The sequence below is a fragment of the Micromonospora sp. CNZ280 genome (assembly GCF_011759515.1).
This window is the reverse complement of record NZ_JAAOYP010000001.1, coordinates 1-12,587: the sequence shown is the minus strand read 5'-3', so window position 1 is coordinate 12,587 and position 12,587 is coordinate 1. Positions and strand designations below refer to the sequence as shown.

At 73.8% G+C, this 12,587-nt stretch carries 9 protein-coding genes and 2 pseudogenes; 4 read left to right on the top strand and 7 right to left on the bottom strand.

Going from position 1 to position 12,587, the window contains the following annotated elements:
• Positions 1-33 precede the first annotated feature (33 nt).
• The 4 genes from FHX32_RS00055 to uvrB form a co-directional block, all read right to left on the bottom strand.
• Positions 34-891: a Scr1 family TA system antitoxin-like transcriptional regulator gene (locus tag FHX32_RS00055; RefSeq protein WP_167178339.1), complete on the bottom strand. Its 858-nt coding sequence runs from the start codon at positions 889-891 to the stop codon at positions 34-36.
• A 141-nt stretch (positions 892-1,032) separates the two neighbouring features.
• Positions 1,033-1,401: a VOC family protein gene (locus FHX32_RS00050; protein ID WP_167178337.1), complete on the bottom strand. Its 369-nt coding sequence runs from the start codon at positions 1,399-1,401 to the stop codon at positions 1,033-1,035.
• Positions 1,402-1,425: 24 nt separating this feature from the next.
• Entirely contained in the window at positions 1,426-2,409 is a 984-nt protein-coding gene (locus tag FHX32_RS34755) for a helix-turn-helix domain-containing protein (RefSeq protein WP_486480849.1), read from the bottom strand.
• 35 nt (positions 2,410-2,444) lie between these two features.
• Positions 2,445-4,556: an excinuclease ABC subunit UvrB gene (gene uvrB, locus FHX32_RS00040; RefSeq protein ID WP_167178335.1), complete on the bottom strand. Its 2,112-nt coding sequence runs from the start codon at positions 4,554-4,556 to the stop codon at positions 2,445-2,447.
• A gap of 594 nt (positions 4,557-5,150) precedes the next feature.
• Here uvrB and FHX32_RS00035 point away from each other — a divergent pair.
• A complete protein-coding gene (locus FHX32_RS00035) occupies positions 5,151-6,683 on the top strand; it encodes a hypothetical protein (protein WP_167178333.1) in 1,533 nt (510 codons plus the stop codon).
• 56 nt (positions 6,684-6,739) lie between these two features.
• On the opposite strand, the gene coaE is transcribed toward FHX32_RS00035, so the two are convergent.
• On the bottom strand, positions 6,740-7,921 hold the full coding sequence (coaE, locus tag FHX32_RS00030) for a dephospho-CoA kinase (RefSeq protein WP_167178331.1): 1,182 nt from the start codon (positions 7,919-7,921) through the stop codon (positions 6,740-6,742).
• A gap of 319 nt (positions 7,922-8,240) precedes the next feature.
• Positions 8,241-9,733 (bottom strand): annotated as a pseudogene (rpsA, locus tag FHX32_RS00025) (30S ribosomal protein S1).
• Between the two features lie 528 nt (positions 9,734-10,261).
• On the opposite strand from rpsA, the pseudogene FHX32_RS00020 reads away from it, so the two are divergent.
• The 3 genes and pseudogenes from FHX32_RS00020 to FHX32_RS00010 all read left to right on the top strand — a co-directional run.
• A pseudogene (locus FHX32_RS00020) lies at positions 10,262-11,054 on the top strand (class I SAM-dependent methyltransferase); the annotation flags it as partial.
• Between the two features lie 40 nt (positions 11,055-11,094).
• Positions 11,095-11,313 (top strand): hypervirulence associated TUDOR domain-containing protein, encoded by a 219-nt coding sequence (locus FHX32_RS00015; protein ID WP_167178329.1) that lies wholly within the window; start codon positions 11,095-11,097, stop codon positions 11,311-11,313.
• Complete coding sequence (locus FHX32_RS00010) at positions 11,303-11,731, top strand: DUF3140 domain-containing protein (RefSeq protein WP_167178327.1); 429 nt, start codon at positions 11,303-11,305, stop codon at positions 11,729-11,731. The genes FHX32_RS00015 and FHX32_RS00010 overlap by 11 nt, the downstream gene beginning before the upstream one ends.
• A gap of 114 nt (positions 11,732-11,845) precedes the next feature.
• Here the strand turns inward: FHX32_RS00010 and FHX32_RS00005 are convergent.
• The coding region (locus FHX32_RS00005) for a DNA polymerase (protein ID WP_486480848.1) at positions 11,846-12,587 on the bottom strand (742 nt) is incomplete at its 5' end.

The following is a 12,587-nucleotide window of genomic DNA, read 5'->3' as shown; positions in this document are numbered from 1 at the left end:
CAGCGGCCCGACCTCTGCCCGCTGACCGCCCGCTCAGCCGGCGGCGCGGCGGGCCAGCTCCGCGGCGCTCTCCTCCGCCGGCAGGGCCACGCCGAGCAGCCACCCGGTGATCCGCTCGTACCGGTCGACGTCCGGCGGCGTCACCAGGCGCACGTCGGTGGTCAGCGCCTCCAGCATCACGGTGCGCGGATCGGCCGGGTCCGGGAACGAGTAGCACGAGTACGGGGTGAGCGGCTGCACGCCCCGCGCGGCGACCCCCCGGGGCAGCAACCGGACCGTCACGTTCGGCAGCTCGGCCAGGTCCACCAGGTGCCGCAGCTGCTCCCGCCACACCTCCGGCGGGGCGTCGGCGGGGTCACAGGCGGCCTCGGCGAGCAGCGCTGTGTACCGGGGTGGTTCGGGCCGGCGGAGCACGTCGTGCCGGGCGACCCGGGCCCGTACATCGGCCTCGACGTCCAGGCCGCTGTCCAGCAACCGGCCGGCGGCGATGCGCAACCGCGCGTACGCCGGGGTCTGCAACAGCCCGGGCACCACCGCGGGTTGGTAGTCCACGATGCTCGCTGCGCCCGCCTCCAGCTCCGCGTACGTGCGCTGCCGCTCGCTCATCTCGCCGAGCGCCTTCCACCAGCCCCGGCTGGTGGCCGCGTCCCGGGCGATGACGATCAGCGCGTCCCGCTGCGGCGCCGGCACCTGGTAGACGTCCAGCAGGTCGAGCACGTCGGCGAGGTCCGGCCGGCTCTGCCCCAGCTCGATGCGGGACAGCTTGGAGGTCGAGGCCCAGCCCAGCCGGTCGCAGACCTGTTCCAGAGTGAGCGCCTCCCGCCGGCGCAGTTGGCGCAACTCGGCTCCGAGCCGCGCACGTCGAATGACCGGACTCGTTGGCAACGGCATCCCCGCCTCCCCACCGAGGGAGAGTACGCAGGACGATCACCCAGCGCAATACCACGCTCGCTCACCGCAATCGTCGCTCGCGCGTAACCGATCTCGCGGCCCGCCACGCCGCACATCGTGTGGCGGCCGGCCGCCACCGGGTCAGGGCCGGTACGTGCCGAAGGACCAGACGTTGCCGGCCAGGTCACGGGCGGCGTAGTCGCGGGAGCCGTAGTCGGTGTCGAACGGCTCCCGGACGATCTCGGCGCCGGCCGACCGGGCCTGGGCGCAGTGTGCGTCGACGTCGTCGACCGCCACGTAGACCGTCCAGTCCTCGTCGCCCGGCCGGGGTCGCGGGTGGGGCAGCTCGCCCACCATGATCATGCCGGTGTCCAGGCTGAGTTCGGCGTGCGCCACCGAACCGTCGGGCGCGTCGTGCCGGGCGTGCACGGTGAAGCCGAAGGCGGTGCAGAGCCAGTCGATGGCCGCTCGGGCGTCCGGGTAGCGGAAGATCGGATAGATGGTTCGCATGCCCCGAGTCTGCCGCCGGCCCGGTCACCCCGGATTGGACGAATGTGACCCGAGCGCGGTCGGGGTTTCGCCGGCGAACTCCCGGAAGTCGCGGATCAGGTGGGACTGGTCGTAGTAGCCGCACCGGGCGGCGATCTGAGCCCAACCGCCCGCCAGCGGGCCGCCGGACCCGCCCGGACCCGCCGGGCCGCGCTGTCCGGCCGGACCCCCTGGGCCGCTCTGGCCGGTCGCGCCGCCCGGGTCGCCTGAGCCGCGCCGGCCGGTCGCGCCGCTTCCGCCGCCCGCGGTGGGCGGCGCCGGGTCGACGGCGAGGGCCGGCCCGGCCGTCAGGGTCGCGTACGCCCGCTGGAAGCGGAGCAACCGGGCGGTGGTCTTCGGCGTCAGCCCGACCTCGTCGCGGAACCGGGCGGCCAGATGCCGGCGGCTCCAACCCAGCTCGCCGGCGAGGGCGCCGACGGCGACCTGGCCCCCGGTTTCGGCGAGCCGCCGCCACGCCCACGCCAGCCGCGCGTCGACCGGCTCGGTGTCCGCCAGCCGGGCCGTCAACGCGGCGTCGAGCAGCGCGAACCGGGCCGACCAGTCGGCGGCGGTGGCCAGCCGGACCCGGAGCCGGTCGAGCCAGCCGCCCGGCAGCGCCGCCACCCCCACCGCCCGGTTGGTCAGCTCGACCAGCGGCAGGCCGAGGATCCGGCGGGCGGCCAGCGGGGCCAGCAGCAGCTGCACCCCCTCGCCGACGCCGACCAGGCGGGTGGTGCAGGGGCCGTCGAACATGCCGGCGACGAAGGAGTCCACCCGGTGTGCGCCCCGGGCGGCGTCCCGCGGGTCGACCACGTCGAGGGGGGCGCCCCAGCCGAGGATCACCACCACGAAGGCCCCGGCCACCTCGCGGCGGACCAGCGGCAGCGCCGCCCGCTCCCGATAGCCGATGTAGCGGTCGACGAAGGGCCGCAGCCGGGTGGCGGGCGCCCCGAGGACGACCTCGTCGACCGCTGCCTCGACCGCGCTCATCCCCGACCGACCGTCCGTCCCGTCGACCGCCGGTGTCACTTCACGCCGGCGGCGTCCATCCCCCGCAGTTCCTTCTTCAGGTCGGCCACCTCGTCACGGATCCGGGCGGCCAGTTCGAACTGCAGCTCCCGGGCGGCGGCCAGCATCTGGTCGTTCAACTCCTGGATGAGCTGGGCCAGCTCGGCCCGGGCCATGCCCTCGCGAGCGGGCGCGGTGGCGCCGGCCCGGCCCCGGCTGCGGGTTTCCTTGACCGGGGCCTTGCCCCGGGAGAGCTGCCGCACCGCGCCGCCGACGCGGGTGTTCTGCTCGGTGTCCTCCGCCTCGCGGTAGATGTCGTCGAGGATGTCGTGGATCTTCTTGCGCAGCGGCTCCGGGCTGATCCCGTGCGCCTCGTTGTGCGCGATCTGCTTGGCCCGCCGGCGGTTGGTCTCCTCGATCGCGTCCGCCATCGACGGGGTGATCTTGTCGGCGTACATGTGCACCTGGCCGGAGACGTTCCGGGCCGCCCGGCCGATGGTCTGGATCAGCGACCGGCCGCTGCGCAGGAAGCCCTCCTTGTCGGCGTCCAGGATCGCCACCAGCGACACCTCGGGCAGGTCGAGGCCCTCCCGGAGCAGGTTGATGCCGACCAGCACGTCGTAGTCGCCCTTGCGCAACTCGCGCAGCAGCTCGACCCGGCGCAGGGTGTCCACCTCGGAGTGCAGGTAGCGCACCCGGATGCCGTTCTCGAGCAGGTAGTCGGAGAGATCCTCGGCCATCTTCTTGGTGAGCGTGGTGACCAGCACCCGCTCGTCCCGCTCGGTACGCAGCTTGATCTCGTGCATGAGGTCGTCGATCTGCCCCTTGGTCGGCTTGACGATGACCTCCGGGTCGATCAGGCCGGTCGGGCGGATCACCTGCTCCACGAACTCGCCCTGGGACTGCTCCAGCTCCCACGGGCCCGGGGTGGCGGAGAGGAAGACCATCTGGCCGACCCGCTCCAGGAACTCGTCGAAGCGCAGCGGGCGGTTGTCGGCCGCGCTGGGCAGCCGGAAGCCGTGGTCGATGAGCATCCGCTTGCGGGACGCGTCGCCCTCGTACATGCCGCCGATCTGCGGGATGGTCACGTGCGACTCGTCGACCACTGTGAGGAAGTCGTCGGGGAAGTAGTCGAGCAGGCAGTGCGGCGGGCTGCCGGGCAGCCGGCCGTCGATGTGCATCGAGTAGTTCTCGATGCCGGAGCAGAAGCCGACCTGCCGCATCATCTCGATGTCGTACGTGGTGCGCATCCGCAGCCGCTGCGCCTCCAGCAGCTTGCCCTGCCGCTCCAGCTCGGCCAGCCGTTCACCCAGCTCGGTCTCGATGTCGCGGATCGCCCGCTCCATCCGCTCCGGCCCGGCCGCGTAGTGCGTGGCGGGGAAGATCAGCAGGTGATCGACCTCGCGGACCACGTCGCCGGTGAGCGGGTTGAGGTAGTAGAGCTTCTCCACCTCGTCGCCGAACAGCTCGATCCGGACGGCGAGCTCCTCGTACGCCGGGATGATCTCCAGGGTGTCGCCGCGGACCCGGAAGGTGCCGCGGTTGAAGGCCATGTCGTTGCGGGTGTACTGGATGTCGACCAGGCGGCGCAGCAGCTGGTCGCGGTCGAGCTCCTGGCCGACGGCGACCCGCACGGCCCGGTCGAGGTACTCCTCCGGGGTGCCCAGGCCGTAGATCGCCGAGACGGTGGCCACCACGATCACGTCGCGCCGGGTGAGCAGCGACATGGTCGCCGAGTGCCGCAGCCGCTCGACCTCCTCGTTGATCGAGGAGTCCTTCTCGATGTAGGTGTCGGTCTGCGGGATGTACGCCTCGGGCTGGTAGTAGTCGTAGTACGAGACGAAGTATTCGACCGCGTTGTGCGGCAGCAGCTCGCTGAACTCCTTGGCCAGCTGCGCGCAGAGCGTCTTGTTCGGCGCGAGCACCAGCGTCGGCCGCTGCAACCGCTCGATCAGCCACGCGGTGGTGGCGCTCTTGCCGGTGCCGGTCGCGCCGAGCAGCACCGTGGCGCGGTCGCCGCCGCGGACCCGACGCTCCAGATCGTCGATCGCGGCCGGCTGGTCGCCGGCGGGCTGGAACTCGCTGACGACCTGGAACCGGCCGTCGAGACGGGGAATGTCGAGCGCCATGACCCCAACGGTACGCCGGGGGTCCGACACTCCGCGGCGACTACGGTCGGTCCCTGATCGGCTTCGATATTCCCATTGTGTGGCCCATCTCACCCGGCTACGCTCTCCGTGTAGGCCGCTCGCGGCGGCCGACCGGGCCGGTGGCCAGGCCGTCAACGGCCGGGCCCGCCCCCGGCACCGGGGTCGCAGCACCCGGTCCGTCCGGCGTGCGCACCCGTGTGGTCGCGCGTGACGCGCAGACCGGCCGCCGCGAGCGCCCCTGCCCCACCTCCCGGCCCCTGATCGGCGGCACAGCCCGAACCCGGATGTCGGCCCCGCCATGCTCGTCACCCCGGCCCGCTCCGACCCGTTCAACTACCTGTGGAGACCTCACGACCGGCGCGCAGCCGCGACGCCGACGGCAGGCCCGACGACAGCCACCAGCATCCGCCTCCCGGTCAACGCCCCGCGAACGCCGCACCGGCCAGCCGGTGGACCGGGCTCCTGCGCCGTGCCGTGGCCCGCCGCCGCCATTCGGCAACCACCGCCACCGGGGCCGTGACCTCGGACGCGACCCAACCGCACGACCCCGCCCCCACCGAGCCCGCCACGGCCGTGACCGGACGCAGGGCCCGCCGCCGCCATTCGGTCGAACCCACCGCGGCCGTGACGCCGGGCGCCGCCCGCCGGATCCTGACCCGGGACCAGGAGGCGATCCGCCGGGTGCTGGACGGCGGGCCGGACCTGGTCCGGCGCGGCCCGGGCGGCCTGCGCCGAGGGCTCGCCCGGCGCCGCCGGACCACCCTCCTGGCGCTCGCCGTGGTCGCCACGGTCTCCGCCGCCGCACTGGTCGCCGGGCTGCTGAGCTGGGCGCCCGACCCGCCGGAACAGCCCCGGACGCTGACCGCGACGGAACACGAGCGGCTCGCCGCCATGCGGGTCACCAACTACCGGGACCTGCGGTCCGGCCTGCACGTGACCACCGGCGACGGCGCGGCCCGCACCGAACTGATCGGCTGGGTGGACTGGTCCCGGCCGCTGGTCTACCTGGACGTGGGCGGGCCGGGCGCCGGCGCGGAGCGGGGCCTGCTCCAGGCCACGCCGACGGTGGTGCTGCTGCGGCCCGACCCCACCGCCGTGCCGACGCCCGCCCCGCCGCCGCTGGTGCCCCCGGCGGACCGCTGGCGGCTGCACGACCTGCCCGCCGGACACGGCCTCGCCCGGCTGCTCGACCTGCTCTTCCGCCTCGCCGCCGACCGGCCCGAACCGGCCGGCGCGGCCCCCGACGCCGCCCGCTGGCTGGGACGGGACACCGTCGGAGCCGAGCCGGTGGACATCCTCCAGGCCCCGCCGCCGAGCGGCCTGACCACCGCCGAGCACCCGCGCTACTGGCTCGACCGGTCCGCCCGGTTGCACCGGCTGGAGACCCGGCTGACCGAGGTGGGCCCGGTGACGGTGCAACTGAACCGCACCAACCGGCCCACCCTGCGCCCGGTCGACGCGTTGGGCGGGCGGCCCGGTCTGCCCCGGGCCCTCACCGCCGCCGAGCAGGACCGGCTGGACCGCCTGCCGGGCCGGCTGCGCGCCCGCGGTGGCGCCACCGTCACCCTGACCGCGCCGGTGGGCACCGAGACGAACCTGCGCGGCGCCGGCTGGTTGAGCTGGACCCGGCGCACCGCGTACCTGACGGTCGCCGACCTCGGCCGGCCGAACCGCCGTACGTTGCTGCACCACGGTCCCGACGGCACCACCCGGGCGGACCTGCCGGCCACCGCGGTGCCCGGCCCCGCCGAGGCACCCGGCCGGCCGCCGCTGCCCCGGCCGGGTGACGGTTGGCGGGCCGGCCCGGCCCGGGCCGACGACCTCGACCTGTTGGTCGGCGCGGCGCTGCGGGCCGGCGGCTCGGCCGGTCAGCGCGGCGACGCGGTACGGGTCCGGGGCGACAGCCTGGACGGCCGGACCGTGGACGTCGTCGAGCTGCGCACCTCGCGGGCACTGCTGCGCTACTGGGTCGACCGGTCCGGGCTGCTGCGCCGGCTGGAGCTGCGGACCCGGCCGGGCGCCTGGGCCCAGCTCGACCTGACGCCCGGCTCGGTGCCCCGGTGGACCGCTCCCGCACCGGGCCGTGCCCGCCCGGCCGACGGCTGAGCACGGCCGACGGCTGAAGCACGCGCGGTGGTCTCCGGCCGGGACGGCGCCCCTCGTCAGGGGCGCCACCCGGTCTGCGCGGCCCATGCCTCGGCCCGCAGGTGCTCCTCGTCGAACCAGGGGTCCTTGGCGGTGCTGTAGGTGGCGCTGTCCGGGGCGGCGGTGGCCAGGTCCCGCTTGAGCTGCAGGTACGCCGCCCGCTGGTCGGGGTCGGCACGCAGGTGATCACGCATCAGCAGGGCGTACCGCCAGCCCGGCGAGTCCACCTCGCGGATGTGCAGGTAGACCGGGCGGGCCGGATCGGCGCTGCCGTGCAGCCGCTTGGGCCACCGGCCGCTGCCGGTCGGGCGCGGATTGTCCCACCACTCGCCGGGCAGCCGCGGAAAGCCGGCCTCGGCCAGCCGCTCGGCGAACGCGCCGTCCGCGTCGGCGAGGGTCGGCACGGTGAGCTGGATGTCGATCACGTCCTTGGCGGCGAGTCCGGGCACCGCCGTGGACCCGATGTGGTCGATCCGCGGCTCGGCGGGCGAGAGCGCGTGCCGGATCCGGGCGGCCAGCCGGGCGTACTGCCGCGGCCAGGTGGGATCGGCCTCGGTCAGCTCGACCCGCGCCGGCCGGACCACCCGCCGGTCCCGCAGGTTGGCCGCGAACGGCAGCAGCCGGTCGTACCAGAGCGCGTCGACCGCCGCGTGCAGGTCGGCCAGGCTGCCGTCGTTGCTCAGCAGCACGTCCGCCGCCGCCCGGCGGCGGTCGTCGTCGGCCTGCGCGGCGATCCGCCGCTCCGCCTCCGCCCGCTCCATCCCCCGGTCGCGGGCCAGTCGCTCCAACCGCAGCGCCACCGCCGTCTCCACCACGACCACCAGGTGGTACGTGGGTGCGAGCCCCACCTCGACCAGCAGCGGTACGTCGTTGACCACGATCGCGTCGGGTCCCGCCGCGGCGGCCAGTTCGACGGTCCGGGCCCGGACCCGGGGGTGGGTGATCGCCTCCAGCCGGCGGCGGGCCGCCTCGTCGGCGAAGACCACCGCCCCGAGGGCCGCCCGGTCCAGCGCTCCGTCGGCGCCGAGCACCCGCTCGGAGAACGCGGCGACGATCTCGGCCAGCCCTTCGGTGCCCGGTGCGACCACCTCCCGGGCGATCCGGTCGGAGTCGATGACCACCGCGCCACGCTCGGCCAGCCGGGCCGACACCGCGCTCTTGCCGGAGCCGATTCCTCCGGTCAGTCCCACCCTCAGCACGGCACCAGTCAACCTGGTCACGATCAGGCCGCCAAGTCCGGGTAGCTGCCCGCCCGGGGCCGGGCCGGGCCACGCCGACGCTCAGGGCCGGGCGGCGTGCCTCCTGGGGGCTCCCGCAGGGTCGCGCACCATCCTGGATGCAGTGGCTTCGGAGTGTCCCGGATGCCACTGCGTCCGGGATCGAGCACGATCACCCAGGGCGTCGAGCGACAGGCCGACCCGACGTGCCCGCGACCGGCGAGCCGGGCGGGAACGGCGAGGGCCCCGCCCCCGGCGATCTCACGGATCGCGGGGACGGGGCCCGTCGTCGTTCAGCGGGTCACTTACCGCCGGCGAGCTTCTCCCGCAGCGCGGCGAGCGCCTCGTCGGTGGCCAGGGTGCCGGCCGGCTCCTCGGCCTGCCGGCTCGGGGCCGGGGTGGTCGAGGTGGCGCCGCCACCGCTGACCGCCGGGGGCCGGGTTGGCAGCGGCCTCGGCGTCGGCGGCCCGGGAGGTCTGCACCTGCTTGGTGTGGGCCTCCCAGCGCTGACGCGCCTCGGCGTACTGCTGCTCCCAGGTCTCGCGCTGCTTCTCGTACCCCTCGAGCCACTCGCCGGTCTCCGGGTCGAAGCCCTCCGGGTAGATGTAGTTGCCCTCGGCGTCGTAGGTAGCGGCCATGCCGTAGAGGGTCGGGTCGAAGTGCTCCTCGCCCTCGACGAAGCCCTCGTTGGCCTGCTTGAGCGACAGCGAGATCCGGCGGCGCTCCAGGTCGATGTCGATGACCTTGACCATGACCTCGGAGCCGACCTGGACGACCTGCTCCGGGATCTCCACGTGACGCTCGGCCAGCTCGGAGATGTGGACCAGGCCCTCGATGCCGTCGTCCACCCGGACGAAGGCGCCGAACGGCACCAGCTTGGTGACCTTACCCGGCACGATCTGCTGGATCGCGTGGGTGCGGGCGAACTGCCGCCACGGGTCCTCCTGGGTCGCCTTCAGCGACAGCGAGACCCGCTCGCGGTCCAGGTCGACGTCCAGGACCTCGACCTCGACCTCCTGGCCCACCTCGACGACCTCGGACGGGTGGTCGATGTGCTTCCAGGAGAGCTCGGAGACGTGCACCAGACCGTCCACGCCGCCGAGGTCGACGAACGCGCCGAAGTTGACGATCGAGGACACGACGCCCTTGCGGACCTGGCCCTTCTGCAGCTTGTTGAGGAACTCGGTGCGCACCTCGGACTGCGTCTGCTCCAGCCACGCCCGGCGGGACAGGACCACGTTGTTGCGGTTCTTGTCCAGCTCGATGATCTTGGCCTCGAGCTCGCGGCCGACGTACGGCTGCAGGTCGCGCACGCGCCGCATCTCGACCAGGGAGGCGGGCAGGAAGCCGCGCAGGCCGATGTCGAGGATGAGGCCACCCTTGACCACCTCGATGACCGAGCCGCGGACGACACCGTCCTCGTCCTTGATCTTCTCGATGGTGCCCCACGCCCGCTCGTACTGCGCGCCGCTTCTTCGAGAGGATCAGACGCCCCTCCTTGTCCTCCTTCTGGAGGACAAGGGCCTCGATGTGGTCGCCGACCGAAACCACCTCGGCCGGGTCCACGTCGTGCTTGATCGACAGCTCCCGAGAGGGGATGACGCCCTCGGTCTTGTAGCCGATGTCGAGCAGGACCTCGTCCCGATCGACCTTGACGACGGTGCCTTCGACAATGTCGCCGTCGTTGAAGTACTTGATGGTCTCGTCGATCGCGGCGAGGAAAGCTTCCTCGGAGCCGAGGTCGTCGACGGTGACCTTGGTGGCGCTCGAGGGGGCCTCGATGCTGCTCGTCATGTGGGCGGTTGCTCCGGTCGGATGGTGTGTCATCGCAGGCTTGCGTCGCGGTGACCTGTTCGCGCCAGCGGATCCGTCGCCGGGCACACCGAACGATCGCCAAGTGAGATCCTGATGTGGTTTCGGAGACCGCGCACCTGCTCCCTGCCGAGGCACACGATCCGCGAGCGCATCGTCTAGCCTACCGTGCGCATTACCACAGCGTGCAAGCCCTCCCGTCTCCTCGCCGCCTGGTGACCCTGCGAAAGCCGAGAAATCGCCCGGAAAGCACCACGACTGTCTCGTCCGTCACAGCAGCCCCATCGGCCTCCGGGTCGATCGGGGCTCGTCCGCCCGGAGCCTGCCCCTCATCCTCCCCGACCGGCCGACCCGACCCTCCGGCCACCCGCCGGCCGCCGGGTCGCGCGACCCGTCCGGCGGCCCGGTCGCGGTCAGTGCTCGGCGGGCGTCGGTGGTACGAGCCCGGGCGCCGGGGCGCTGCCGCCGGGGCCTAGCGTGAGCGGGTGGATGACGACAGCCGGGTGACCCCGCCGCCGGGTCGGCGACGCCGAGGCCCGCCGGGCCAACCGCCGCTGGTGGGACACGGACGCCGACGACTACCAGGCCGAGCACGGTGCCTTCCTCGGCGACGTCGACTTCGTCTGGTGCCCGGAGGGGGGTGCGCGAGGCCGACGTCGAGCTGCTCGGCGAGCTGTCCCGGCCGGCGGGTGCTGGAGCTGGGCTGCGGGGCGGCCGCCGCGGCCCCGCTGGCTGGCCACCCGGGGCGCCCGCCGGTCGCCCTGGACCTCTCCGCCGGCATGTTGCGGCACGCCGCCTCGCCGCCGCCCGCACCGGCGTAAGGGTGCCGCTGGTGCAGGCCGACGCGCTGGCCCTGCCCTTCGCCCGACCAGGCTTTCGACACCGCTGCACGGCCTTCGGCGCGATCGCCCGTTCGTGGCCGACATCGCGGCGGTGATGCGCGAGGTGTTCCGGGTGCTGCGCCCGGCGGCCGCTGGTGTTCTCGGTCACCCACCCGATGCGGGTGGATCTTCCGTCGACGATCCGTGCGAGGGCGGGGCTGACCGCCGTGCACGTCGTACTTCGACCGCTCGCCGTACGTGGCGCAAAGGACGAGACCGGCACGGCCACCTACGTCGAGCAGCACCGCACCCTCGGCGACCGGATCCGCGAGCTGGTCGGCGCCGGGTTCCGCCTGGTCGACCTGGTGGAACCGGAGTGGCCGGAGGGACACGAGGGGATCTGGGGGCAGTGGAGCCCGCTGCGCGGCCGCCTCTTCCCCGGCACCGCGATCTTCGTCGCCGAGAAGCCCGCGCGCCGGTAGCCGCCCGTTTCCGGCCACCGGCGCCGGGTAGCCAGGGCGTATGGCCGAGAAGAGGGAATTCCGCGAGGGCGACCACGTCTCCTGGGCCAGTCACAGCGGCCGGGCGTACGGAGTGGTGAGGGAGAAACTCATCGACCGGACGCACGTGCGCGGGCACGCCGTGAACGCGTCCCCGGAGCACCCGCAGTACCGGATCCGCAACGACGACTCGGGCCGGGACGTCGCCCACCGACCGGAGGTGCTTCGCCATGAGCCGTAGAGAGGACCCGCAGCAGACGTACCAGGAGTTCACCGAGGCGGTGAACATGAAGCCCGGTGAGCTGAAGTCCTGGCTGGAGACCGACGAGTCGAAGCACGTCGGTTGGCGCAAGGGCACCAAGGGCGGCGAGTCGGTGGGCCACGAGTCGGGCCGCCGGATCATCGACCTGCTGCGCCGCAAGCGCGGCGAACTCTCCGAGACCGACTTCCGGCACATGCGCAAGGTCGTCGGGTACGTGCGGCGGCACATGGCGCAGCGGCCGAGCGGCGACGTGCGCGACACCCGGTGGCGCTACTCGCTGATGAACTGGGGGCACGACCCGCTCAAGGCGTCGCTTCCGGCACCGGGTGGCCGGTCCCGGCAGGCCCTGGAGCGGCACGGCAAGCCACCGAAGGCGCGCCGCGGACCGGGCCGCTGACCCACCCGTCGCGCCGGCGCCCGGGAGGCGTCGACGCTTCCAGCGCCCGTCGCGGCCGGCTCGGTCACCGGCAGGGCGTCCGCCGGGTGGGGTGCCCGGCGGACGCGCGGCGGGTCAGTGGTCGGCGCTGTTCCAGTCGCGGCCCTCGCCGACCGACACCTCCAGCGGCACCGACAGCGGGTACGCCCCGCCCATCTCGCGCCGCACCAGCGCCTCCAGCGCCGCCCGCTCGCCCGGGGCGACCTCGAAGACCAGCTCGTCGTGCACCTGCAGCAGCATCCGGGAGCGCAGCCCCGCCTCGCGCAGCGCGGTCTCGACGTGCAGCATGGCGACCTTGATGATGTCGGCCGCGGAGCCCTGGATCGGGGCGTTGAGCGCCATCCGCTCGGCGATCTCCCGGCGCTGCCGGTTGTCGCTGACCAGGTCGGGCAGGTAGCGCCGGCGGCCCAGGATGGTGGAGGTGTAGCCGTCGTGCCGGGCCCGGGCCACCACCTCGTGCAGGTAGTCGCGTACCCCGCCGAACCCGGCGAAGTAGTTCTCCATCAGCCCGCGCGCCTCCTCGGTGCTGATCCCGAGCTGCTGGGAGAGGCCGAACGCGCTCAGCCCGTACGCCAGGCCGTAGTTCATCGCCTTGATCTTGCGCCGCTGGTCGGCGGTGACCTCGGCGACCGGCACCCCGAACACCGACGAGGCGGTGGCGGCGTGGAAGTCGGCGCCGGAGTTGAACGCGTCGATCAACGCCTCGTCCGACGACAGGTGCGCCATGATCCGCATCTCGATCTGGCTGTAGTCGGCGGTGAGCAGGCACTCGTATCCCTCGCCCACCACGAAGGCGCGGCGGATCCGCCGCCCCTCC

Excerpts from the sequence above, each read along its gene's own strand:
- FHX32_RS00055 (WP_167178339.1), bottom strand. The coding sequence starts at position 891 with ATGCCGTTGCCAACGAGTCCGGTCATTCGACGTGCGCGGCTCGGAGCC.
- FHX32_RS00050 (WP_167178337.1), bottom strand. The coding sequence starts at position 1,401 with ATGCGAACCATCTATCCGATCTTCCGCTACCCGGACGCCCGAGCGGCC.
- FHX32_RS34755 (WP_486480849.1), bottom strand. The coding sequence starts at position 2,409 with ATGAGCGCGGTCGAGGCAGCGGTCGACGAGGTCGTCCTCGGGGCGCCC.
- uvrB (WP_167178335.1), bottom strand. The coding sequence starts at position 4,556 with ATGGCGCTCGACATTCCCCGTCTCGACGGCCGGTTCCAGGTCGTCAGC.
- FHX32_RS00015 (WP_167178329.1), top strand. The coding sequence starts at position 11,095 with ATGGCCGAGAAGAGGGAATTCCGCGAGGGCGACCACGTCTCCTGGGCC.
- FHX32_RS00010 (WP_167178327.1), top strand. The coding sequence starts at position 11,303 with ATGAGCCGTAGAGAGGACCCGCAGCAGACGTACCAGGAGTTCACCGAG.